23 protein-coding genes are annotated in these 22,172 nt (G+C 56.2%); 13 read left to right on the top strand and 10 right to left on the bottom strand.

Annotation, left to right across the window (positions count from 1 at the left end):
• Window positions 1–103: 103 nt before the first annotated feature.
• From JUK32_RS20435 to glyA, 3 genes are all read right to left on the bottom strand, one after another.
• Window positions 104–994 (bottom strand): nucleoside monophosphate kinase, encoded by an 891-nt coding sequence (locus tag JUK32_RS20435; protein WP_204140716.1) that lies wholly within the window; start codon window positions 992–994, stop codon window positions 104–106.
• Between the two features lie 157 nt (window positions 995–1,151).
• Complete coding sequence (locus JUK32_RS20430; RefSeq protein ID WP_204140715.1) at window positions 1,152–2,210, bottom strand: glycosyltransferase family 4 protein; 1,059 nt, start codon at window positions 2,208–2,210, stop codon at window positions 1,152–1,154.
• Window positions 2,211–2,456: 246 nt separating this feature from the next.
• Window positions 2,457–3,740: a serine hydroxymethyltransferase gene (gene glyA, locus JUK32_RS20425; protein ID WP_309224595.1), complete on the bottom strand. Its 1,284-nt coding sequence runs from the start codon at window positions 3,738–3,740 to the stop codon at window positions 2,457–2,459.
• Window positions 3,741–4,050: 310 nt separating this feature from the next.
• Here glyA and pds point away from each other — a divergent pair, with 310 nt between their 5' ends.
• From pds to JUK32_RS20410, 3 genes are all read left to right on the top strand, one after another.
• Window positions 4,051–5,475: a 15-cis-phytoene desaturase gene (gene pds / locus JUK32_RS20420; protein ID WP_204140714.1), complete on the top strand. Its 1,425-nt coding sequence runs from the start codon at window positions 4,051–4,053 to the stop codon at window positions 5,473–5,475.
• A gap of 127 nt (window positions 5,476–5,602) precedes the next feature.
• Window positions 5,603–6,532, top strand: coding sequence for a 15-cis-phytoene synthase CrtB (gene crtB, locus JUK32_RS20415; RefSeq protein ID WP_204140713.1), 930 nt, complete (start codon window positions 5,603–5,605; stop codon window positions 6,530–6,532).
• A 41-nt stretch (window positions 6,533–6,573) separates the two neighbouring features.
• Window positions 6,574–7,287, top strand: a complete 714-nt coding sequence (locus JUK32_RS20410; protein ID WP_204140712.1) for a M15 family metallopeptidase — start codon at window positions 6,574–6,576, stop codon at window positions 7,285–7,287.
• 115 nt (window positions 7,288–7,402) lie between these two features.
• Here the strand turns inward: JUK32_RS20410 and JUK32_RS20405 are convergent, their stop codons facing one another.
• The 3 genes from JUK32_RS20405 to rsmH form a co-directional block, all read right to left on the bottom strand.
• Window positions 7,403–7,870: an anti-sigma regulatory factor gene (locus JUK32_RS20405; RefSeq protein ID WP_204140717.1), complete on the bottom strand. Its 468-nt coding sequence runs from the start codon at window positions 7,868–7,870 to the stop codon at window positions 7,403–7,405.
• Window positions 7,870–9,537: a SpoIIE family protein phosphatase gene (locus tag JUK32_RS20400; RefSeq protein ID WP_204140711.1), complete on the bottom strand. Its 1,668-nt coding sequence runs from the start codon at window positions 9,535–9,537 to the stop codon at window positions 7,870–7,872. Before JUK32_RS20400 ends, JUK32_RS20405 begins: the two co-directional genes overlap by 1 nt.
• A gap of 323 nt (window positions 9,538–9,860) precedes the next feature.
• Entirely contained in the window at window positions 9,861–10,754 is an 894-nt protein-coding gene (gene rsmH, locus JUK32_RS20395; protein ID WP_204140710.1) for a 16S rRNA (cytosine(1402)-N(4))-methyltransferase RsmH, read from the bottom strand.
• A 304-nt stretch (window positions 10,755–11,058) separates the two neighbouring features.
• Here rsmH and JUK32_RS20390 point away from each other — a divergent pair, with 304 nt between their 5' ends.
• Window positions 11,059–12,243: an NAD(P)H-quinone oxidoreductase subunit H gene (locus JUK32_RS20390; RefSeq protein ID WP_204140709.1), complete on the top strand. Its 1,185-nt coding sequence runs from the start codon at window positions 11,059–11,061 to the stop codon at window positions 12,241–12,243.
• A gap of 135 nt (window positions 12,244–12,378) precedes the next feature.
• Here the strand turns inward: JUK32_RS20390 and JUK32_RS28805 are convergent, their stop codons facing one another.
• Window positions 12,379–12,744, bottom strand: coding sequence for a transposase (locus JUK32_RS28805; RefSeq protein ID WP_204140708.1), 366 nt, complete (start codon window positions 12,742–12,744; stop codon window positions 12,379–12,381).
• Window positions 12,745–12,833: 89 nt separating this feature from the next.
• Between JUK32_RS28805 and JUK32_RS20380 the strand changes: the two genes are divergently transcribed.
• From JUK32_RS20380 to JUK32_RS20350, 7 genes are all read left to right on the top strand, one after another.
• Entirely contained in the window at window positions 12,834–13,325 is a 492-nt protein-coding gene (locus JUK32_RS20380) for a hypothetical protein (protein ID WP_204140707.1), read from the top strand.
• A 145-nt stretch (window positions 13,326–13,470) separates the two neighbouring features.
• Window positions 13,471–13,797, top strand: coding sequence for a DUF433 domain-containing protein (locus JUK32_RS20375; RefSeq protein ID WP_204140706.1), 327 nt, complete (start codon window positions 13,471–13,473; stop codon window positions 13,795–13,797).
• 4 nt (window positions 13,798–13,801) lie between these two features.
• Complete coding sequence (locus JUK32_RS20370; RefSeq protein ID WP_204140705.1) at window positions 13,802–14,113, top strand: nucleotidyltransferase family protein; 312 nt, start codon at window positions 13,802–13,804, stop codon at window positions 14,111–14,113.
• A complete protein-coding gene (locus JUK32_RS20365) occupies window positions 14,110–14,454 on the top strand; it encodes a DUF86 domain-containing protein (RefSeq protein ID WP_204140704.1) in 345 nt (114 codons plus the stop codon). The genes JUK32_RS20370 and JUK32_RS20365 overlap by 4 nt, the downstream gene beginning before the upstream one ends.
• A 21-nt stretch (window positions 14,455–14,475) precedes the next feature.
• Window positions 14,476–14,625, top strand: coding sequence for a hypothetical protein (locus JUK32_RS20360; RefSeq protein ID WP_204140703.1), 150 nt, complete (start codon window positions 14,476–14,478; stop codon window positions 14,623–14,625).
• Complete coding sequence (locus JUK32_RS20355) at window positions 14,594–15,064, top strand: hypothetical protein (protein WP_204140702.1); 471 nt, start codon at window positions 14,594–14,596, stop codon at window positions 15,062–15,064. The genes JUK32_RS20360 and JUK32_RS20355 overlap by 32 nt, the downstream gene beginning before the upstream one ends.
• A gap of 144 nt (window positions 15,065–15,208) precedes the next feature.
• Entirely contained in the window at window positions 15,209–18,199 is a 2,991-nt protein-coding gene (locus JUK32_RS20350; protein WP_204140701.1) for a glycerol-3-phosphate acyltransferase, read from the top strand.
• 165 nt (window positions 18,200–18,364) lie between these two features.
• On the opposite strand, the gene JUK32_RS20345 is transcribed toward JUK32_RS20350, so the two are convergent.
• On the bottom strand, window positions 18,365–19,066 hold the full coding sequence (locus tag JUK32_RS20345; protein ID WP_204140700.1) for an aspartate/glutamate racemase family protein: 702 nt from the start codon (window positions 19,064–19,066) through the stop codon (window positions 18,365–18,367).
• 110 nt (window positions 19,067–19,176) lie between these two features.
• Between JUK32_RS20345 and JUK32_RS20340 the strand changes: the two genes are divergently transcribed.
• The gene (locus tag JUK32_RS20340; RefSeq protein ID WP_204140699.1) at window positions 19,177–19,965 is read left to right on the top strand and encodes a tryptophan-rich sensory protein; all 789 of its coding nucleotides are present in this window, start codon (window positions 19,177–19,179) and stop codon (window positions 19,963–19,965) included.
• Here the strand turns inward: JUK32_RS20340 and JUK32_RS20335 are convergent.
• Window positions 19,952–21,025 (bottom strand): DUF72 domain-containing protein, encoded by a 1,074-nt coding sequence (locus JUK32_RS20335; RefSeq protein ID WP_204140698.1) that lies wholly within the window; start codon window positions 21,023–21,025, stop codon window positions 19,952–19,954. The two genes, JUK32_RS20340 and JUK32_RS20335, sit on opposite strands and share 14 nt — an antisense overlap.
• 33 nt (window positions 21,026–21,058) lie before the next feature.
• Window positions 21,059–21,367 (bottom strand): hypothetical protein, encoded by a 309-nt coding sequence (locus tag JUK32_RS20330; protein ID WP_204140697.1) that lies wholly within the window; start codon window positions 21,365–21,367, stop codon window positions 21,059–21,061.
• 217 nt (window positions 21,368–21,584) lie between these two features.
• Between JUK32_RS20330 and JUK32_RS20325 the strand changes: the two genes are divergently transcribed.
• On the top strand, window positions 21,585–22,160 hold the full coding sequence (locus JUK32_RS20325; protein WP_239112895.1) for a pseudouridine synthase: 576 nt from the start codon (window positions 21,585–21,587) through the stop codon (window positions 22,158–22,160).
• Window positions 22,161–22,172 lie beyond the last annotated feature (12 nt).

Raw genomic sequence — 22,172 nt, 5'->3', positions numbered from 1 at the left:
TGCTTGGGTGGCTGGGTAGCTGGGTGCCTGGGTCAGTTACGTGTCTGGAGTCGGTACTTTAGTTGCACGCGCATCCCAAAACTGAGTTCTCCCAGCTTCGGATTTACTGCAACAGGTTGGCGATCGCATGGCTGTATTCGGCGTAAGATTTCACGCCAGTTAGGGTCGTCTGTAGCTGTCCATGTTTGAAATATAAGACGGCTGGAATGCCCTGAAGCCCAAACCGCTTGGAAAGTTGGCGATTGGCATCAAAGTCGATTTTCATGACGTTGACGCGATCGCGATATTCCGCTGCCAGTTGGTCGATCAAGGGCGACACCTGCTGGCACGACCCACACCAAGGGGCCATGCAGTCTACGACTAGACACGACTCACCATAAATGAGCGTATCGAGTTCCGCCTCATCGGCAATCAATGGCGCTGCCTCTGACTGCGGCTGACCAATCCCCGCCAGGTCTCTCGCGACCTCCGCAAACGAAAGATTCGCGTTGATTTTGGTCAACTGCTCCTGCTGCTGGTAGTACTCGGTTAAGGGAAGCACCTCTGCTTGGTAGTGCTCTAAGCAGCGCTTGAGCGCGGGTGTCGTCGCCGTTTGACCAGGCTCAGCCGCAAGGCGATTCATCAAGATCCCTGTCATCGCTTTCAAATAAATCACAGTGGGCACCGGACGCCCCATCTTAGTCCACCAATCGTTTAAGCCCTGGGCTTGAGCGACGCTGCGGGGAAATCCTTCCAAAACCCAGCCTTTGAGCACGGCGTCGGGCTGCTCTAGCCGCCGTTTCACTAATTTGAGCGCCACCTCATCTGGCACAGGGTCGCCCGCCGCCAGATCGGGACGCACTGCTGCCGCGATCTCGCCACCATTGGCGATCGCCTGCTGCAATAGCTCTGACATCGATACCTGGGGCACGGCCCATCGCTTAGCGAGGGTCGCTGCATGTTCTGCGCCTCTAGTCCCCGGTGGCGCTAACAGAATAAACTGCTTGGTTTCCATGAAGCGAATACACCTTGGTCTGCATCGGAAGATCCTTGAATAGAGGATACTTGCCAAGCTTTTATCTAGGGCATAAAGAAACCTAAAATTCTCAAACGCTAGTCACTCTAAGCGTAAAACCAGGCCATAAGTCTCCCTGCTGCTGACGCTTTGTCGGCTAACGCGAGAGCTGCTTGACGCGCCAACCCGTGTAGGTCAAGAGTCCGGTGGCCCCCGCCGCGCACAGGAAGCCAGCCGGAATACCCGCGAAGGCTACCGCTAAGCTACCGGCCCACAGAGTCAGCGCATAGATGAACAAAACTGCCCAACGGTGGGATAAACCCGCCTTCAGCAGTCGGTGGTGCAGGTGGCGCTTGTCGGCCACGAAGGGCGAGTCACCAGAACGCAGGCGATCCAAAATAACGGCAGACATATCGAGAATGGGGACGGCCAGAATAATGTAAGGCAGCAACACCGCCACTGTGGTGACGCTCTTGATCAGGCCGATGACTCCAACCCCCGCCAGAGTAAAGCCGATAAAGTAGGAGCCGCCATCCCCCATGAAAATTTTGGCTGGATTGAAGTTGTAGCGCAGAAAGCTCAGACACCCCCCAGCGAGGGCCGCCGCAATGAGAGCAGCTGCGGGTTGAGCCATAAACAAGCTCACGATCAGCATGATTAGAGCCGCGATGCCGCAGACACCAGCGGCTAAACCATCCAAACCGTCGATCCAGTTGATGGCATTGGTCATGCCCACCAACCACACAATCGTGATGGGCAAACTAATCCACACTGGGAGGGACACCAAGCCCACAAAGGGAATTGTCAGGAAGTCAATGCTGACGCCAACATGCCAAGCGATCGCGGCGATCGCCGCCTGCATCAACAGCCGACTCGACGCTGACAAGCCAAACAAATCATCCAGCAGCCCAATCAGAAAGAAGGCAAACCCGCCGAGGGTGACGCCCCAGATTTCATACTCGTCGGTGGGGCTCAAATGGGTGCCCGAGGCGTCAATAAAACCGCCACTCCACCAGACAAACAGCAGCGAAGTCAGCGTGCCGAGAAAGATTGAAATGCCACCCAAACGCACCATCGGTTGAGTATGCACCTTGCGACCGCCGGGCACATCAACCCGACCACATTTCAGACCTATGCGCCGCACAATTGGGGTCGAGATCAAAACGACCGCGCCGGAAATTACAAAGGCCAATAGATGGTAAAGCTGAAAAGGCATAAAAATCGCTTCAACAAAGTCGAAGGGTGGCAATCAGCATTTGAGCAGGAGATTCGCGACCCATACTAAGGCCATTGGCGAGAATTGAACTCTGTTAAGGGCCGATTATTGAGTCTCTTAACAAAATTTAGAATCTTGACAATACTATAAAGCCCCATGGAGGATATGGCAGATCAAAACGATTGTCTACTGTCATACACTCCATAGAGCTGAGTTATCGGAATCGCTGGATTCGCGAACTGCCCTTTAGACCAATGCCGGTTGAGCTTGGCCCAAGTAGGGATACAGCGGGAAGCGATCGCACAGCGCCGCGACCCGCCGCCGACAGTTTTCCCGCACTACTTCATCATCAGGATTCGTCAAGCGCTCGGCGATGATGTCGGCAATTTCCTCAAATTCCTCAATCCCCATGCCTCGTGTGGTCATCGCGGGCGAGCCCAAGCGCAGACCGCTGGTAACAAACGGTGATTCCGGGTCAAAGGGCACCGTGTTTTTGTTGGCGGTGATATTGACTTCGCTCACGAGTCTGTCAGCTTGCTTGCCAGTGAGTCCAACGGAACGCAGATCCACCAAAATCAGGTGATTGTCGGTGCCGCCAGACACCAGCTTTAATCCCCGTGCTTGCAAGCGATCGCCCATCGCTTGAGCATTCGCAATCACCTGCTGGGAGTAGGTCTTAAACTCCGGCTGTAGCGCTTCACCAAACGCCACGGCTTTCGCCGCGATCACATGTTCCAGCGGGCCACCCTGAGAGCCAGGAAAAACGGCCTTGTCAAACTTTTTGCCTAGTTCCGGATCACGGGTCAAAATCAGACCGCCCCGAGGGCCGCGCAGGGTCTTGTGGGTAGTCGTGGTGACGACGTCGCAATGGGGTACCGGATTCGGATGCACGCCTGCCGCGACGAGGCCCGCAATGTGGGCAATGTCGGCCAGCAAGTAAGCTCCTACTTCGTCTGCGATCGCCCGGAATTTTTCAAACGGAATCGTGCGGGGATACGCTGAGTAGCCGCAGATAATCATCTTGGGCTTGTGCTCTAGCGCTAGTTGGCGAATCTGGTCAAAATCTAGCGTCTCGGTCTCTGGACTCACACCGTACTGCACCACGTTGAACCACTTGCCCGACACATTCACGGGCGAACCGTGGGTGAGGTGCCCCCCGTGGGACAAATCCATCCCCATAATCGTGTCGCCGGGCTTTAATAAAGCCAAAAAGACCGCAAAATTAGCCTGGGCTCCCGAGTGGGGTTGCACGTTGGCATGGGCCGCCCCAAACAACTCTTTGATGCGGGCGATCGCCAGACTCTCAACTTGATCAACAAACTCGCAACCACCGTAATACCGCTTACCCGGCAGCCCTTCGGCGTATTTATTGGTCAACACTGAGCCCTGCGCCGCCATCACCGCTGGTGAGGCAAAATTTTCACTCGCAATGAGTTCCAAGTGCTGGCGCTGGCGCTGTAATTCACTGGCCACCATGCCCGCCACCTGCGGATCACTGTCTTGAAGAATGTCCAAAATTGATTGCGTCACAGCTTTCAACCCCAAATAACCGATTCGATGTGTTGCGTATCTCAACTTTCGCGTAGTCGCCCAGTAGTCTTAGTCACCCGTGAGGATCTCGGTCATATGCTTGGCCTGCCCTGGCTAACAAAAACTCTGGATTCATTATTTTAGGAGGTTTATTCCTGAGAAACTACCCTCACCCGAGAATCACAGCGGCCAAAGGGAGGGGATCGCCCAGGAGATTCTTAGAGATTTCTGAGTTTGTTACGAAATGAAACATATAATGATGAAGAGACGGTAAAGCAGGCCAGGTGGCTTGCAAGGGGAATAGGCATTCATGCGAGTTGCGATCGCGGGTGGTGGGTTAGCTGGACTCGCCTGTGCAAAATACTTAGTCGATGCGGGACACACGCCTATCGTGTTGGAAAGCCGTGACGTCTTAGGGGGCTTAGTCGCCGCCTGGAAAGATGAAGATGGCGATTGGTACGAGACGGGTCTGCACGTCTTTTTTGGTGCCTATCCCAACATGCTGCAGTTGATGGAGGAGTTGGGCATTTCCGACCGCCTGCAATGGAAAGAGCACACCTTGATTTTCAACCAGCCTGAGCAGCCTGGTGTTCTGTCTCGCTTTGATGTGCCAGATATTCCCGCCCCGATCAACGTGGTCATGTCGATTCTGCGCAACAATGACATGCTGACCTGGGAACAAAAAATCCGCTTTGCCATTGGCCTGTTACCCGCGATCGTCCGGGGCCAAAAGTATGTGGAAAAGATGGACCAGTACAGCTTGCTGGAATGGCTGCGACGGCAAGGGGTGGACGATCGCGTCAACTCTGACATCTTCATTGCCGCCTCCAAAGCATTGACCTTCATTAACCCCGAAGATGTGTCGGCCACCGTGCCTTTGACCGCCCTGAATCGGTTTTTGCAAGAGCGCTACGGGTCAAAGGTGGCCTTTTTAGATGGCGCGCCCCCCGAGCGCCTCTGTCAGCCGATGGTGGACTATGTCACCGAGCACGGCGGCGAAGTTTTGCTTAATAAACCGCTGCGACAGATCTTGTTGAATGCGGACAGCACCGTTCAGGGGTACCTCGTGCGAGGACTCGACGGGGCAGAAGATGAAATCATCACGGCGGATGCCTATGTGTGCGCCACCTCCGTAGATGTGATCAAGGCATTGATGCCCGAGCCCTGGAAAGGAATTGACGTCTTCCAGAAAATGCAGAATTTGGTCGGTGTGCCGGTCATCAACATCCACCTCTGGTTCGATCGCAAAATGACCGACGTGGATCAGTTGCTCTTTTCGCGTTCCGAGTTGCTGAGTGTGTATGCCGACATGAGCAACACTTGCCACGAATACGCCGACCCAGACAAATCCATGCTGGAGTTGGTGCTAGCCCCGGCTAAAGACTGGATCGATCGCTCCGAGGCAGACATTCTGACGGCGACGATGGCTGAGCTAGAAAAGCTTTATCCGGAACAGCTAACGGGAGAGCATCCCGCTAAGTTGCTGAAGCATCGCATCGTCAAAACGCCGCGTTCAGTCTACACAGCAGCACCTGGTACCCAGGCTTGTCGGCCTGATCAGGCGACGCCGATCGCGAACTTCTTTTTGGCGGGCAGCTACACCATGCAACGCTACCTCGGCAGCATGGAAGGGGCGGTGCTTTCTGGTAAGCTAGCGGCGCAGGCAGTCAGTCAGCGGTCATCATCAGAGGCGCAGGATGCGGAGCGCAATCGTCAACCCGCTTCCGTGGCTTAGCCAAATCCCACGATTCCCAGTCAAATCGGGCTGAATTTCCCGTATTCTGTGAAAGGAAGTCAGTCCGTAATCAGCGGGTCTAAGCGCTGTAGTCTGAAAAGTTCCGAGTTTCCAGCTAACAAGATTAATGCTGCAATTGTCTCACTCGCTGCGGTCTAAAGATTTGGTTCCTAAGGAGGACGCCTACGAGGTTTGCCGTCAGATTACAGCGGAATATTCCAAAACCTTTTATCTAGGAACACTATTGATGACGCCCGCCAAACGTCGGGCGATTTGGGCGATTTACGTTTGGTGTCGTCGCACTGACGAACTCGTCGATGGTCCCCAAGCCGCGCTCACCACAACAGAGACACTGGATCGCTGGGAAAAACAGCTTCACTCGATCTTTCAGGGGCATCCAGTAGAAGATACCGATGTGGCTTTGGTGGATACCCTCAAGCAATTTCCCCTCGACATTCAGCCCTTCGTCGATATGATTGACGGTCAACGGATGGATCTTGATAAGGATCGCTATCACACCTTTGAGGAGCTGGAACTCTATTGCTATCGCGTGGCGGGCACGGTTGGCCTCATGTCAACGACGGTGATGGGGGTTGACTCTGAACAGACTACGGCTCCTTGGCGGCGCTACGGTGCTGTGCCCAACCCAACCCAGGAGGCCGTGGCCTTGGGCATTGCCAATCAGCTCACCAATATTCTGCGCGATGTCGGTGAAGATGCCTGCCGAGGCCGGATTTATCTGCCCTTAGATGACCTGGCTCTGTTCGATTACACCGAAGCCGATTTGCTGAACGGGGTGATCGACGATCGCTGGCGCGCCCTGATGCAGTTTGAAATTCAGCGGGCTCGCAAGTTTTACCAGGAGGCTGAAACGGGCATTAGTCAATTGAGTCCCGATGCGCGCTGGCCGGTATGGGCGGCCCAAGTGCTGTACAGCAAGATTTTGGACGTGATTGAGCAAAACGATTACGACGTGTTCAATCGCCGCGCCTTTGTGCCGACCTTGCAAAAATTGACCTGCCTACCGGGTACGCTCGTGCGATCTCGCATTTTGTAAACGCGCCTCTGTCACTTTATGCTTGTCTTGGTCAGAGTGAAATGAAGCCGTATCAGCACGTTCTGATTGCAGAATGCGGTGAGTCGCTGGTGCCGCTATCGCTAACTGAGTTTGCGGTGGTGACGCCTCACCCATATGTTGAGCGAGGAGCCCCCTATGGCGATCGCTCGCCCTATTGGGTACGCCAGTCGGTCGCGACGGCCCTCACTCAGGCGCAGCTGAACTTGCAGGCTATGCCCCTCGGCTGGCGTCTCCAGATCTTCGACGCTTATCGTCCCCTGGCAGTGCAACAATTCATGGTGGACCATACAGCGCAAGAGTTGGCGCAGCAGCAGGGCCTCGACCTGGCAAAAGTCTCAGACTTAGCAAGGCAAGCCCTCATGGAAGCGGTCTATCAATTTTGGGCGTTGCCCAGTGCCGACCCGAAAACGCCACCGCCTCATAGCACTGGAGCTGCAATCGATCTGACGTTGGTGGATAGCGACGGTCAGCCCATCGATATGGGCTCGCCGATTGATGAAGTGTCGGCGCGATCGCACCCCGACCACTTTCACAACCAGAGTCATGCCTACAGTCAGCAAGTCCATCAACATCGACGCCTGCTGCGACAGGTGATGAGTGAGGCGGGCTTCGAGCAACATCCCAACGAGTGGTGGCACTTCTCCCTAGGAGACCAAATGTGGGCGTGGCGACGAGCACAAGTTACCGGGCAGACGGCGATCGCTCGATACGGCAACATTACCCCAGCGGGCTAACGCCGATTTAGGAACGTGCGCGAAATAACAGTTCCTGTCCTTTCGCAACTGCGCTCCAGCCATCCAGCTACCCAACTACTGCCTTCAACCAGGAATTGGGGTTTCTCCCAAGTCCTTAGGGATGCGAGGGCGTGCGCGGTAGCGAGAGCGACGGAGACAGTTGATCAACGGGCAAATGTGCCTCTAGCCGCAAACAGTTGCCTTGGCCTGGCACCTGAACCTGATACTCCACCTTATCCATCAATCGATTGAGAATCATCCAGCCATAGCCGCCTTCTTGACACTTCTCTGGGGTGGGGGGCAGATACGTACTCAAATCAAATCCTTGCCCCTGATCCCACACTTCGATATGCAGCCGATCAACGGTGAGTTCCAGTCGCATGCAGACAGGCGTTTGGGGCTGATCTTGGTGGGCGTGGCGCACAACGTTGGAATAGGCCTCCACAATGACCAAGCGCAACCGACTTTCCCACTTCGGCCATTCCCCCCAGTCCCCTAATTCGAGCCGCAGGGCTCCCAACAGCCAATCTTCAATCACGGCTAGGAATTTCAGATCGCTGGGGATTCGGAGTTCTGTCCGCATCATGCCATCACCTCCAGCAATAATGCGGTTTGGTCGTCTTCTTGTTCCGTCCGGCCCGCTTGAATGCTGCTGAGGAGCTGATCTAAATCCAGCGATCGTGGATGTTGTTGCAGCAAGGCCCACAATCCCGCTTGTTGCAGCATCGCCGCGCCCCCAGTTTGGGTACTATTCGCCACCGTCGCTTCGGTCAAACCATCACTGGTGAGCAGCAACGTTTGCCCCGGCAACAGCTCAATTTCCCCGGCCGCTGCCGTCCACTCTGGCAAGATGCCCAGCGGCACGCCACGAGTTTTGAGATACAGCGGTTCCCCCTCTGGGTCATTGATTTGGGCCTCTGACCAAACCATCGGGTAAATGTGCCCCGCATTGGCATACCAAACTTGATGGCTGTTCGGGTCGTAGCAGATCAGCGCCAGGGTGATGAAGCAGTTGGTGTTGACCAAATCGTCCCACAGGCTGCGATTGAGATTTTGCATCACCTTGTCGGGGGCGGGCGATCGGTCTTGCGATAGCTCGCGCCGCAGGACCGAAATCGCACTGGCCATAAACAGCGCGGCGGGCACCCCCTTGCCCGACACATCCCCCACCGCCAGCCAAATATGCCCTTGGGGATGGGGGAAGATTTCGTAAAAATCGCCGCCCACTTCCCGCGCGGGAAGGCAGCGAGCTTGAATCCGCACATTTTCAATATCGGGCACGCTTTGCCGCAGCAGATTGGTCTGAATCTGTCGCGCCACCTCTAGCTCCGAACGCATCTGCTGAGTTTGCTGCTGGATACGCTGATAAAGTTTGGCCTGAGAAATCGCCAACGCGATTTGTTCCGCAACGCTATGCAGCAATTGAGCGGTGGCGTCGGCCCAGTTGGCGTCGGCAGCACTGTGATAAAGAGTCACGATCGCGAGCGTGGCTTGCTGATACCGCAGCGGTACCGTCAGCGACACCAGATCCGACGGCTGATCAACCGCATCGATTTTGCCCTCGCCGGTGTGGAGCACGTGCTCACTCACTTCCAAGCTATGGCTGGCAAAGCCGTCCTGCGGCTCAGACGTTGGCGCGGGTAGATTGAAGCTTAAAGCTTGATCCAGCACCGCTTGTTGCTCTTGGACCTCAACGGCGTACAGTACCGCATGAGTCGCGTCAAACGTTTTGCCCAAGGTGGTCACAATCGTCTGGAGCATGCTGTGATAATCCAGCGACTCGCGGATTGCCCGCATGACGTCATTAAAGAAAGATTCCCGCGCGAGCGCTTGGGTGAGGGCCTGAGTGCGCTGCTTGACCACGTTGAACGTTTCCGCCGCTTGCATGACGACCGATTTGAGTTCCTGCGGATTCCACGGCTTCGTAATGTACTTAAAGACTTTGCCAGAGTTGATCGCTTCGACCAGGTCTTCCACGTCGGTGTAGCCGGTCAGCACGATCCGAATGGTGTCGGGAAACTGCTCGACCGTGCGGCTCAAAAATTCGGTGCCATTCATGCGGGGCATGCGTTGGTCAGAAATGATGACGGCCATTTCACCGGCGGTTTCTAGCAGTTCCAGCGCCTTGAATCCATCTTCGGCTCGGTAAACTTCAAAATCACGGCGAAAAGCCCGGTACAACAAGTCCAGATTGTCGGGCTCGTCATCCACCACCATGAGTTTGAGACGGTTCTCGTCTTCCCAAGTCATCGGGAAAGTCCAACTAGAAGGGCAAGAGCTAATGATAGAACGCACATGATGCTGAAATCTATCGCAGCCATATTTTAGATAAAGTTAGTGCTTGTGAGCTTTTGCGCCCACTGGGCAATGCAGCCGACGGGGTTAAAGTTTGCGGCCCTCTGCCGACCATCGTGCAGTGACGAATGTTCAGCAGTCGCGATCGCATGAGCTCATAGCTATATCAGGCTGATTAACGTAACTCAGTTTGCCCAATTTCTGCACAAAGTCATCTTTGTTGATGCAGTGAAGGCGATTCATTCGTCTGAAAAGCCACTGTATATAGATCCCTCGCGTTAATGATCAGCCGGTTTTACTTTTTCGGCCACGCGGAGTTTAGCCGATCGCGACCGAGGATTGGCCTGCACTTCAGCCTCGGTTGCGACCAGTGGCTTTTTGGTCACGATCTTGAGGCGATCGTCTTGGCGAAAGGCATATTTGACAATGCGGTCTTCGAGGCTGTGGAAGCTGATGATGACGAGTCGTCCGCCGGGCACTAACCAGTCGGGAGCCTTGGCGAGAAAGGTTTTCAGTACGTCGAGTTCGGCATTGACGGCAATCCGCAGGGCTTGGAAGGTGCGCGTGGCCGGATGAATGCGACCGTAACGATATTTTTTAGGGACACAATAGGCGATCGCCTCAGCCAGTTCCGTCGTGGTTTGAAAAGGCCGCTGCTCGACAATTTTGCGAGCGATGCGGCGCGATAGCCGTTCTTCGCCATATTCGTAAATCAGGTTGGCGAGGTCCGTCTCGTCCCAATGGTTCACAATGTCGGCGGCGCTCAGGTCTTGGTGTTGATTCATCCGCATGTCGAGAGGAGCCGTCTGGCGAAAGCTAAAGCCCCGTTCTGGGGTATCGAGTTGGGCGGAGCTCACGCCAATATCGGCCAAAATACCGGCAAATTGCTGTTCACCAGGCTGGAATTCGCCAAAGTTGGTGTGATGAAAGGTGACGCGATCGCCAAACTCCGCCAGCTGCTCCCGGGCGGCTTGGAGGGCGATCGCATCTTGATCTAGCGCCACCAGCCGAATTTGGTCATCTCGCTGCAAAATCAGCGCACTGTGTCCCCCACCGCCCACCGTGGCATCCAAAAAACGCCGTGCATCCTGGGGCTTATCGAGATTTAAGCCCGTCAGCACCGCCTCTGGCATCACCGGCACATGCTGAAAAGCGCTTGCGTGATCACTCATGCTTGAATCATCCACCCCAACACCGACTCCATCCACCTCATCCACTCCATTCTCTCTACTTCTACTCCAGCCACCCGCTTTCACACCCAGCCACCCAGCCACTCTCCCGCCGCCCTATAGGCAGCGCCAATCCCATTCCAAAGCTTACGGTATAGAAATGCGTAGAAAATCTGGGGTCAGACCTTTTATATTAATGAAGGGCAACATTTTTCCTAACCCAAGTGTTTGACTTGATCGGGATGTTGTTGTCGCCCTGCCCTCCGAGGCGATCGCCCTCATTGTTGATACCCTTCCAGGCGGATTCATGACACGCATTGAAACCAAAACCGAACCCATGGTGATTAACATGGGGCCGCATCATCCCTCTATGCACGGGGTGTTGCGCCTCATTGTGACGCTGGATGGCGAAGATGTCGTCGACTGTGAGCCGGTGATTGGCTACCTGCATCGCGGTATGGAGAAAATCGCCGAGAGCCGCACCAATATCCAGTTCGTTCCCTATGTGAGCCGCTGGGATTATGCAGCGGGCATGTTCAATGAAGCGATTACGGTCAATGCGCCCGAAAAGCTCGCGGATATCGACGTGCCGAAACGCGCCAGCTACATTCGCGTCATCATGCTGGAGCTAAACCGCATTGCGAACCATTTGCTGTGGTTGGGGCCGTTTTTGGCGGACGTGGGGGCGCAAACGCCATTTTTCTATATTTTCCGCGAACGGGAGTTGATCTACGACCTATGGGAAGCCGCTACCGGCCAGCGGATGGTGAACAACAACTACTTCCGCATTGGGGGGGTCGCCGCTGATTTGCCCTACGGCTGGATTGATAAGTGCTTGGACTTTTGTGACTACTTTATACCCAAGGTGGATGAGTACGAAAAGCTGATCACTAATAACCCCATCTTCCGGCGGCGGATTGAAGGCATTGGCGTCATTTCGCGGGAAGATGCGATCTCCTGGGGGTTGTCTGGCCCGATGCTGCGCGGTTCCGGCGTGAAGTGGGATTTGCGTAAGGTTGACCACTACGAGTGCTATGACGAGCTGGATTGGGAGGTGCAGTACGCCACCGAAGGCGACTGCATGGCCCGTTACGTCGTGCGGATGGCGGAGATGCGCGAGTCGGTCAAAATCGTTCAGCAAGCTTGCCAGCAGCTGCCGGGTGGCCCTTACGAAAATCTGGAAGCCAAGCGCATGTCAGAAGGGCCAAAGTCGGAATGGAACGACTTTGACTATCAATTCGCTGGGAAGAAGATTCCGCCCACGTTCAAGATTCCTGAGGGCGAGCACTACGTCCGTCTGGAAAGTGGCAAGGGTGAACTGGGTGTCTTCATCATGGGCGATGACAACGTTTTCCCCTGGCGCTTTAAGATTCGCGCGGCAGACTTCAATAACCTGCAAATTCTGCCGCACTTGCTGCGGGGCATGAAGGTAGCGGACATCATGGCAATTTTGGGCAGTATCGACATCATCATGGGGTCGGTAGACCGCTAACCCCGCTACCCAGGGCAAAGTGAGCAAAGGGACGTGAGCGATCGCGGCCCTTTTGTGGTTTGAACGTCAATGAGAGCTAAGCGATCGCGGCCAAATTGATAGTGATTCTAATTAAGTATGAGAATTAGGTCGGCTTCAGGCACAGCGATAGTTGGCCACGACTTCATCGAGGGTGGTGCCGCCGGGGGCATAGGCCAAAATCTTTTTCAAGACGGCAAAGTCATGCTCGATTTTGTTGAAACCAGGGGAGTCAGGGGGCAGGAATAACACCTGATGTCCAGCGGCCTTGGCCATTGTGGTGATTTCCTCGGGACAATGAAAGCGGGCATTATCGAGAATCCAGCGCGATCGCGGGGGCCAGATAGGACCACGACGAAGTCCTCGTCCGCCGCCTCGATTTAAACCAAAAATGACATTTAGAAGAAGTTTGTGGGCACAAAGCAGCGGGCACTCTGAAACCGGGGAAAGTCCAAAATCTCCGAACTCTCCAAAAATTATCAAAATCTCAAACCGATGCTCTCACTATTCCTAGATTGGAATACTGACCACCGCCCTCACCCTGCAATGACCCTTGTCAGAGGAAATCGACCATGACTGCCGCCGCAAATCCCCGAAAAGTCAAAAAACTCGCCAAGAAAAACACCTGGATTGCGGGACTGCTGACGTTTTTTATCACCCCCGCTGGCTACTTTTACACCGGGCGTCAAAAGTTGGCGCTCATTGTGCTCGTCATTTGGCTGCCGCTGATCATGGCCGACACTGATAACGAGACCCTGAGCGCTCTGCTAGGTGTACTAGTGATTGGGGCCACTATTGAAAACGTCGTCGCCATCCATCGGGCCAGAGCCGCCGCCAAAGAACTGGGCGTCGATGCCGAACAAGCAGAAGAAACCGGCAATTTAAGAATCGAACTGCTCAAACTCGTGCAGCAAAAAGGCCCGGTCACCATGGCCGACTGTGTTATTCAAACGGGCAAAGAGGTCGATGAGATTCGCTCCATGCTCGTTCAGCTAGAGAGTCAAGACCTGGTGCGATCGGGCAATCGCGACAGCGACGGAGCCGTCATCTACACCATCGTCTAGCGCCTTGGGGCCATCGCCATTCGCAGAGACTGCCCCTTCTTTCCGCAATCATCTATCGAGTAATCAGCATGCCTAAAGTTCCGGTCTTCGCGACCAAGGTGTAAACGCTAGATTTAAGCAAAGCCAGCTTTCCCAGCCCCCCACCATGAACCCCAAACTCGTAGAATCCCTCGTTGAAGCGGTGCAGTCCTTACCCCCAGAGGACTATGCCCTCTTTCAAACCACCCTCAGCGATCGCCTGGGGCGCAAAACCCCTCGCATCGCGGTGTGGACGCTCAGCTTTCGCCAAAAACAGGGAGCCGATGAGGCTGAACTGCGGCACAACTTTCCCGGCCTGACTCCTTTAGATTTAGTAGCCGCGCGGGCATACTACGTCGGTCATCCCGAGGAAATCGACAACCTTATGGCCTCCCGCCATGACAAGGCGGTGGGAGCGGTCGTTGCAACCCCAGCCTTGACGATGGAGGTCTAAGCCGATGTCAGAACTGAGCAACAGTAAAATTCAGGACTTGCTTCGAGCTAGAAAAACCGAAATCCTCGCGATCGCCGCCCGGCATGGAGCCTACAACATCCGCGTGTTTGGTTCCGTAGCGCGTGACGAAGACACCGCTACCAGCGACATTGATCTGCTCGTCGATTATGACTCAACCAAGCGCAGCCCCTGGTTTCCCGTGGGCTTTGTGCAAGAGCTCGAAGCCTTGCTAAATCACAAAGTTGACGTGGCGACCCCTGCCATGCTCAAAGAGCGCATTCGCGATCGCGTGCTGCAGGAGGCGACGCCGCTATGAGGCGAGATGACGAACGACTGCGGGATATATTGGCGGCGATCGCCGCGATCGAGCGCTACCTCCAACCGGGGCGATCGGCCTTCGATGAACAAGAACTGATTCAGGTCTGGGTGGCCTACCACCTGCAAATGATTGGCGAAGCGGCCACCGCTCTATCCTCTGATCTCAAAGCGAGATATCCCAACGTTCCCTGGCCCCAAATCATCGGCCTCAGAAATCTCCTAGTGCATGAATACTTCCGCGTAGATATCCAAGTGCTTTGGGACATTGCCAGCAACGACCTGCCGCCGCTCAAAACTCACATTCAGGCCATCTTGCCAGACTTAGAAACCGACCGCTAACGCCACTCAGGAATCTGACTCTTGACCACGTTTGCTGACATCCGCGCCACCCTCGTTGAGGCCCTGAATATTGACCTCGTTGGTCCCACCCCCAACGATCCCACCCACGCCGAAGAAGTGCTCAAACAAGCCCCCTCCAGTGGTTCTCAGTGGCTTTTTGGCTCCCTTTGACGCACCGGCTGACCTGCGCTCTGACGACGATAGCGATGACGACCTGCCCGAAGCAGTCACCCAAGCCGACACCAGCGAAGACGGCCAAACGCCTGACCAACCCGCCGCTCGCAAGGCCCTATTTCCCGCCTCGATGGGGCTCAGCTTCTTGGCCTCTGGCGCGACGCAGACCGTGGCAGCGACGGTTACCTGGGGCGACTATCTGCCCATCGAACCCGGCCTCGAAGTCAATTTTGAAGATGATCTCAAAGAGCGCAGCAAGCGGCAGAAAAAGCTGGGAATCTGGCAGCGAGTGCCTCAGCAAGCCATCCTGACCGTCACCCTCGAGGCCAGCCCCGAGCCCGACGCCATCGATATTCTCGGTGGTAGTGGCCTTAACCTGGTCACGACCTGTCGTTCCGTCTGCGGCGGCCAGTTTCCCCTCGCGATCGCATTTTGAAGAGGGGCTGAAATTTTGACGAAACAGCGCGGCCGAGCGTGAGTTGCACTTCTGACTGCTGGGATTTGATCTGGCGGAGCCAGCAGCATTCAGCGATCGCGTTACTGTATCGGTGATGATCGACGCTGATGGTGCCTTGGGGGAATGACATTGCCAATTTCTGCTGCTACCGCTGGGGGGCTGTGCGCGATCGCCTTTGGCATCGGCGGCTTGCCGATCATTGCTTGGCTGGTGCAGGGGCTGACCCAGCAAAAATTGACAGAACTCGGTACGGGCAACATCAGTGTCTCGGCGGCGTTTTACCACGGTGGTACCCGGATTGGGCTATTGGCCGTGCTGTCAGAAGCCCTGAAAGGCATTGCCGTGGTGATGTTGGCGCGATCGCTATTGCCTGGGGTCGAAGCGTGGGAAATTATCGCGCTGATTGCGCTAGTCTTAGGACGTTTTATCGTGGGACGCGGCGCTGGCACCACCAACGTTGTGTGGGGCTATGTGGCCCATGACTGGGTGATTGCCGCGACGATCTTTGTTCTGTCCGGGGTAGTGTTCTCGGTGGTGCGGCGGCGACAGTGGGCGCGGCTGGGGGTGTTGGCAATGATCCCCGTATTGGAAGCCATCCGGCGACCGGAGCAGCCCGGGGCGATCGCCGCCGCGACCGGGCTGAGTTTGTTAATTGCGGGAATTTATCAGCAACTACCGGACGATTTGGCCTTGGCGGCCCCAGCGCCCACGGACAACTCTCGTAAGATGTTCCAATACCTGAGAGGACGGGATGTGATTGGGTCACTCAACGATAAACCGCAAGTCGCGTCGATGGGGCACAAAGCGGCCACCCTGGCGGAGCTGAAGCAAGCGGGCTATGCCGTGCCGAGGGGCTGGGTCTTGCCGATGGGGGCAGCGGCGCGATCGCTGATTCAGCATTTAGACCAGGTGGAGACTACCCCCTGGCAACAGTCGTGGATTGTCCGGTCTTCAGCCGTGGATGAAGACAGCTTGGAAGCTTCTGGAGCAGGACAGTACGAGTCGATCGCCCAGGTCACCAGCGCGACGGCACTCGAACAAGCTATCGAGCAATGTCGAGCCGCCTACAACCGGGACGGCGCAGTGCAATATCGGCGCGATCGCGGCTTGGCGGATCAAGCGGGCTTGGCGTTATTAGTGCAACCGCAAATTCAGGGGCAATATTCTGGCGTGGCCTTTAGTCGCGACCCGGTGGAACCTGGCTCCGCCGTCGTCGTCGAAGCGCTGGCGGGCGGGGCCGAGCAGGTGGTGTCGGGACAGGTGACCCCCGAGCAATATCAAGTGACGGTAGAGGCGGCGACGGTGGAGGCGATCGCCCCCGCCGATCTCGCCACAAGTCCAGTTTCTGAGCCAACCTCTGACGATCCCGCCATTCCATCGGCACTCATTCAACAAGTCGCGTTGTTGGCTCGCCACCTAGAGCGGCACTATCACGGCATTCCCCAGGATATTGAATGGAGCTTTGACGGCGAAAAGCTGTGGCTGCTGCAAGCGCGGCCCATCACCACCCTCACCCCAATTTGGACGCGAAAAATTGCCGCTGAAGTGATTCCCGGCGTCATTCGGCCCCTGACGTGGTCGATTAACCGCCCGCTCACCTGTGGCGTCTGGGGACAAATTTTCACTATTGTGTTGGGGCCACGGGCCGATGGTCTGAATTTTGAAGACACGGCGACGCTGCACTATTCCCGCGCGTACTTTAACGCCACGCTGCTGGGCGACATTTTTCGGCGTATGGGCCTGCCTCCCGAGAGCTTGGAATTTCTCACTATGGGGGCCAAATTTAGTCAGCCGCCGATCGCCAGTACCCTCAAAAATGTGCCCGGCCTCCTGCGTCTGGTTAAGCGAGAATGGACGCTGCGGCGAGACTTTGAGCAGGACGACCAGACTCATTTCAGCCCGACCCTGACCCACCTCGAACAACATCCTGCCGCTAAACTCACCGTGGAGGAGCTCTTTGGTCGGGTGGAACTAATTTTGGCCCAGCTAAACCGAGCGACCTACTACAACATTTTGGCCCCCCTGGGCTTTGCGCTCCGCCGCAGCCTGTTCAAAATTCCTGAAACGGCTCTGGATCAACGCCAACAGCCTGAAGTGGCCTCGATTCAAGCGGTGCAGGCACTCGCGCAAACCACTCGATCGCAGTCGCCGACGCTGGTGGCACAGTTGTCCGCGATCGCCCCTGACCTGCCGCCGGAAAAAGTGTGGACGGAATTGACGGCACTGCCTGACGGTGAAACGGTGAGCCAGCAGCTCGACGCGATCGCCCACCGCTACGGCTACTTGAGCGAAGTGGGTACCGACATTGCCGTGCCTACCTGGTACGAAGATCCGCAGCCCGTGCGCGACCTATTTTTGCAATTTTTGCTGTCGCCACCGACCCCCAGCGGAGAGCGCGACCCCGAGCCCCGCGAGTCTTCTACCGACCAAACCGGGTGGAGGTATCGCCAGGTGCAGCCGCGCCTCAACCTCAAAGGGCGGGTGGCAGAAGTGTATTTGCGACTGCTGGCCGAGCTGCGGTGGAGCCTCTTGGCCCTGGAGCAGGCGGCGATCGCCCAAGCCCTGATTGACCAACCGGGGGACGCCTTTTTCCTGACTTACGCCGAACTCCAAGCTGGGTTGAAAACCCAGCAACCGATGCAAGCATTGGTGGCCGAACGGCGATCGCAATTCACCCAGCACCAGGCCTTTTCCTCGGTGCCGTTTGTGGTGTACGGCGACGATCCGCCCCCTGACCCGTCCGCGATCGCCACCGCTCAGCCGCTGCAAGCAGGCGTCTTGCAGGGCATTGGGGCCAGTGCGGGGCAGGTGCAAGGCCCCGTCAAGGTGCTGACATCGCTCAAGCTGACGGCCAAGCTCGCGCCGAATACGATTCTTGTGGTGCCGTATACCGATGCAGGGTGGGCACCGGTGTTGGCCCAAGCAGCAGGATTGGTGGCCGAAGTGGGGGGGCGCTTGTCCCACGGGGCGATCGTCGCGCGGGAATACGGCATTCCCGCCGTGATGAATATTGAGCAGGCCACCCAGCAGTTTCACGATGGGCAGCTCATTCGGTTGGACGGTCGCACAGGAACGGTCGAAATTGTACCGTCCCCGCCCCCTGCCGATGCCTAAAAGAGTCAAAGACAGCCGTTCTCATACCGTTTGCCCTGAGTTAGTTGCCGGGTTAGTCGGCTTCGACGAGCTCAGCCTGAGCGGTATTGCTGAGGCCATAAAGCGGTTACTAAACGGGATGGCAATTTCACTCCACCAACACTGAACCATGCAGCCAAATTGGCGTTAAGCCACTGATGCCAAGGCATATTCCACAGCGGCGGCGGCGTGGAGTGCGGTCGTGTCAAAGAGGGGAACGGTCAGGTCGGCAGCGTTGATGAGTAGGGTGATTTCGGTGCAACCGGCGATGATGCCCTGAGCCCCCTGCTGTTGAAGCTTTTGGATGAAGGCGAGGTAAGCATCGCGGGAGGTGCGATCGATGATGCCCAGGCAAAGTTCATCGTAGATGATGCGGTGAATGACAGCCCGATCGCTGGCCTCGGGCACCAGCACGTTCAACCCATGTCGTTCAATCAAGCGATGTTTGTAGAAGGTCTGCTCCATGGTGAATTGAGTGCCGAGTAGGCCCACCGTCTGAATGCCTTGGGCGGTGATGGCGGCGGCAGTGGCATCGGCAATGTGCAAAATGGGAATGTCAATGGCAGCCGCGATCGCGGGCTCGACCTTGTGCATGGTATTCGTGCAGATCACCAGGAAATCGGCTCCCGCTACCTGGAGCGATCGCCCCGCCTGGGCCAATGCCGCCCCCGCTGCCGCCCAGTCGCCCTGACGCTGCAATTGCTCAATTTCGTGAAAATCCACGCTGTACAGCACAATCTTGGCGGAATGCAGTCCCCCCAGTCGCGCTTTCACCCCCTCATTAATCTGCTGGTAGTACGACATCGTACTTTCCCAGCTCATCCCCCCCAGCAGTCCAATCGTTTTCATCGCGCTCTTGTTGGCAAACGTTGCCTACATTCTGCCAAAGCCTGCGATTGGATAGAGGAGAAAGATCGCGTTGTGAGGCAGGATGGAAACAGGTCATTTGCAGGTGGGTTATGGATACAACCGGGCAGACAAAACGCGGCGGATGGCTGTTAGCGATCGCCACGCCCATTGCCATCATTGGCACCCTCGCCATCAATACTCTGTCGAACTTTTATCCACCTGGGGGGCAAAACGTCGGCGAAATTGCCAATACCGTGCTTGCCGGTGTGCTGATTACTCCCGCCAACTATGCCTTCGCCATTTGGGGCGTGATTTATCTGGGGCTCATTGCCTACGGCATTTACCAGATCAAGCCAGCCAGTCAGAGGGATCCGATTATCCGGCCAGTGGACTGGCTGTTGATTATCGCCTGCATCGCGCAAATCATCTGGATTTTTCTGTTTACCCTGCAATATTTCATCTGGTCAATCGTGGCGATGCTGGGCATTTTGCTACCGCTGATGGGGGCCTACGGCGTGTTGCGGATGGATCGGGTCGATCGCAAACGGCGCTGGTTTGCCATTTATCCTTTCAGTACTTACTTGGCGTGGATCTCGGTAGCGACCATCATTAATGTGGCTTCGGCCCTGTATGACGCGGGATGGCAGGGGGGGGGGCTCAGCGGTGAACTGTGGACGGTGATCATGATTTCGGTCAGCGCTGTCATCGCCCTCGCCGTCATTTTTACCCAACAAGATATTCCCTTTACGCTGGTGTATGTGTGGGCCTACATCGCGATCGCGGCACGCCATACCGACACCCCGGCGATTTCATCCATGGCCTATTTCGCTACCTTCATTTTGGTGGCGACGCTGATTTTGGTGCGCATACGGTTGCCGCGTCGTCTCAAAACAGACTGAGTTGGGCATCGGGCGGCTTTACGGAGTCCCAAGGTAGGGCGGGCAACTCCGGATAAGCCCCCTGCAATGTGTCGTAAAAGTAGCGGGCAATGGCAGGCGATCGCGCTTCATCAGGACAATGAATAAACAGATAGACCGTTTTGCCCTGGCGCATCCAGTCCACCAGGCACGGCACCCACTGCAAAATATAGGATTCGTTGAAATTCAAATCGGGGTGGCTGATGTAGCGCACGAGGGTGAAATCTGCCGTCGTGATGGGCTGTAAGGGCACCTGGGGCTTGCGCCGTTCGGAAGTCAGTTGCGGATCGGGCAGCCCGTCTGCCTGCCCGTCGTACATGGTGCGGGTATCCAGCAGCACGCGACCGACACCGAGTTGTTGCAGCGTATCGTTCAGCCGCTGGGCCTGGAGTCGCTCAAACCAGGCCAGGTGCCGCACTTCCACCGAGATGGGCGCACTCTCACGCGGCCATTGGGTCAGAAAATCCCGCAGGTCGGCAAAGCGATCGGGACTGTAGCTGGGCGGCAACTGCAAAAAGATTGGCCCGAGGCGCGGCCCCAGTCGTTGCAGGGTGGTGAGGAAGGCCAGCGCGTCGTCAAAATGGGGCATCAACGCGCCGCTGTGGGAATAGAGCCGGGGAATTTTGGGACAAAAGCGAAAGGTCTCGGGCGTTTGCGCGGCCCAGCGATCCACCGTAGCTGCATCGGGAATGGAATAAAACGTGGTGTTGCCTTCGACCGTGGTGAAGCGATCGCCATACAGCTGCAAAAAAGCACTGGACTTGGTTCCAGCGGGATAAAAATCTCCGACCCATGCCTTAAACGCCCACACCGCGCAACCAAGATAAAACACCCTGCCCCCTTCGCCACCCCGACCCGTCAGTCTGATGGGTTGAGTCTTCTCGGTAGCGTAACGAATCTTGGCTCCCGAGTCACGCGGCGGAACAGTCGGCCCCCTCGATCGCCGGAACTCGCGCTTCAGAGCAGCTCGGAAGCCGACGATCTCTGACTGCCCTAAAGCAATGTCCCGGAGATTGCCGTTAATGAGCGATCGCCGGGACATGGCAGTTCAAAGTAGCTCAGAATGGCGTTAACTTTAGACCGCTTGGGCGGGCTGCTGAGTAGCCGGAGCCGCACTCGCCGCTTTGGTTTCGGCTTGGGGCTCTACCGCGACAAACTCAATGTGGTTAACCAAGGTCGTGACAAACGCAAACAAGAGAAACGGCAAGGACAGAACCAATACCAAGCCTACCGAAACCAACGCATAGAGCGGTTGACGCGCTCCCATCAGTCCCATCGCTGCGGCCAGACTAATGAGCAAAACCATTAGCCAAGCAATTACCTGGCCATAAATGTCACCAAAGGTCAGTGTGCAGCTAAAGCGATATTTTTGTAACTTATCCATAATTTCTCTGAGATTTAGCAGCGAAGTTATTTATCAGGATATAAGCCTCATTTTCGCTAGCAGCATTTCTCAATATTTTTGAAAAAAACGCAGCAATCAGTTACATCTATTGACGCCATTTCGCAGTGAGGATGTTGTGCCCAAATCGGTAAACCGCGATCGCCGCCCTCGTTCCCGCCACTCAACCCATCGGGCCTCCGGCGGGCCATACCAATACCTGATTTTTTACAAGCCCTATGATGTGCTGAGCCAATTTACCGATAGTCAGGGCGATCGCGCTACCCTCAAAGACTTCATTCCCGTGGAAAATGTGTACCCAGTGGGACGGCTCGATCGCGATAGTGAAGGGCTGTTGCTGCTCACCAATCATGGGCAACTGCAACACCGCCTGAGCACGCCCGAGTATGGTCATCCGCGTACTTATTGGGTGCAGGTGGAGCGCATACCTGAAGCTGCGGCGATCGCGCAACTCTGTCAGGGCGTCATGATTCAAGGCCAGCCAACACGTCCGGCCCAAGTCCGGCTATTGCCGGAGCCCCCGCAGTTGCCGCCCCGCGATCCTCCTATTCGCTATCGCAAATCAGTGCCGACTGCTTGGTTAGAGATGACCTTGACCGAAGGCCGCAATCGCCAGGTGCGCCGCATGACCGCCGCCGTGGGTCATCCGACCCTGCGACTGGTGCGCTGGGCGATCGGCAGCCAGAACCTCGCCGGATTAGCCCCAGGCGAGTGGCGATCGCTTGCCCCCGCCGAGGTGCAACAGCTCCTGGTCGAAAATGCGCTGGCGCGGTAGTCATGGCGGTGA

It is taken from the genome of Halomicronema sp. CCY15110 (assembly GCF_016888165.1).
In the GTDB taxonomy this organism is placed as follows: Bacteria; Cyanobacteriota; Cyanobacteriia; order Phormidesmidales; family Phormidesmidaceae; genus Halomicronema.
Note: the sequence above shows the minus strand (reverse complement) of the source record. Positions and strands in the feature narration are given on the sequence as shown.

Coding starts and splice junctions, on each gene's coding strand:
- JUK32_RS20340 (WP_204140699.1), top strand. CDS start 19,177: ATGGATACAACCGGGCAGACAAAACGCGGCGGATGGCTGTTAGCGATC.
- JUK32_RS20380 (WP_204140707.1), top strand. CDS start 12,834: ATGACTGCCGCCGCAAATCCCCGAAAAGTCAAAAAACTCGCCAAGAAA.
- rsmH (WP_204140710.1), bottom strand. CDS start 10,754: ATGAGTGATCACGCAAGCGCTTTTCAGCATGTGCCGGTGATGCCAGAG.
- JUK32_RS20370 (WP_204140705.1), top strand. CDS start 13,802: ATGTCAGAACTGAGCAACAGTAAAATTCAGGACTTGCTTCGAGCTAGA.
- JUK32_RS20345 (WP_204140700.1), bottom strand. CDS start 19,066: ATGAAAACGATTGGACTGCTGGGGGGGATGAGCTGGGAAAGTACGATG.
- JUK32_RS20330 (WP_204140697.1), bottom strand. CDS start 21,367: ATGGATAAGTTACAAAAATATCGCTTTAGCTGCACACTGACCTTTGGT.
- JUK32_RS20350 (WP_204140701.1), top strand. CDS start 15,209: ATGACATTGCCAATTTCTGCTGCTACCGCTGGGGGGCTGTGCGCGATC.
- JUK32_RS20405 (WP_204140717.1), bottom strand. CDS start 7,870: ATGCGGACAGAACTCCGAATCCCCAGCGATCTGAAATTCCTAGCCGTG.
- crtB (WP_204140713.1), top strand. CDS start 5,603: ATGCTGCAATTGTCTCACTCGCTGCGGTCTAAAGATTTGGTTCCTAAG.
- JUK32_RS20365 (WP_204140704.1), top strand. CDS start 14,110: ATGAGGCGAGATGACGAACGACTGCGGGATATATTGGCGGCGATCGCC.
- pds (WP_204140714.1), top strand. CDS start 4,051: ATGCGAGTTGCGATCGCGGGTGGTGGGTTAGCTGGACTCGCCTGTGCA.
- JUK32_RS20400 (WP_204140711.1), bottom strand. CDS start 9,537: ATGACTTGGGAAGACGAGAACCGTCTCAAACTCATGGTGGTGGATGAC.
- JUK32_RS20435 (WP_204140716.1), bottom strand. CDS start 994: ATGGAAACCAAGCAGTTTATTCTGTTAGCGCCACCGGGGACTAGAGGC.
- JUK32_RS20375 (WP_204140706.1), top strand. CDS start 13,471: ATGAACCCCAAACTCGTAGAATCCCTCGTTGAAGCGGTGCAGTCCTTA.
- JUK32_RS20390 (WP_204140709.1), top strand. CDS start 11,059: ATGACACGCATTGAAACCAAAACCGAACCCATGGTGATTAACATGGGG.
- JUK32_RS20430 (WP_204140715.1), bottom strand. CDS start 2,210: ATGCCTTTTCAGCTTTACCATCTATTGGCCTTTGTAATTTCCGGCGCG.
- JUK32_RS20335 (WP_204140698.1), bottom strand. CDS start 21,025: ATGTCCCGGCGATCGCTCATTAACGGCAATCTCCGGGACATTGCTTTA.
- JUK32_RS20410 (WP_204140712.1), top strand. CDS start 6,574: ATGAAGCCGTATCAGCACGTTCTGATTGCAGAATGCGGTGAGTCGCTG.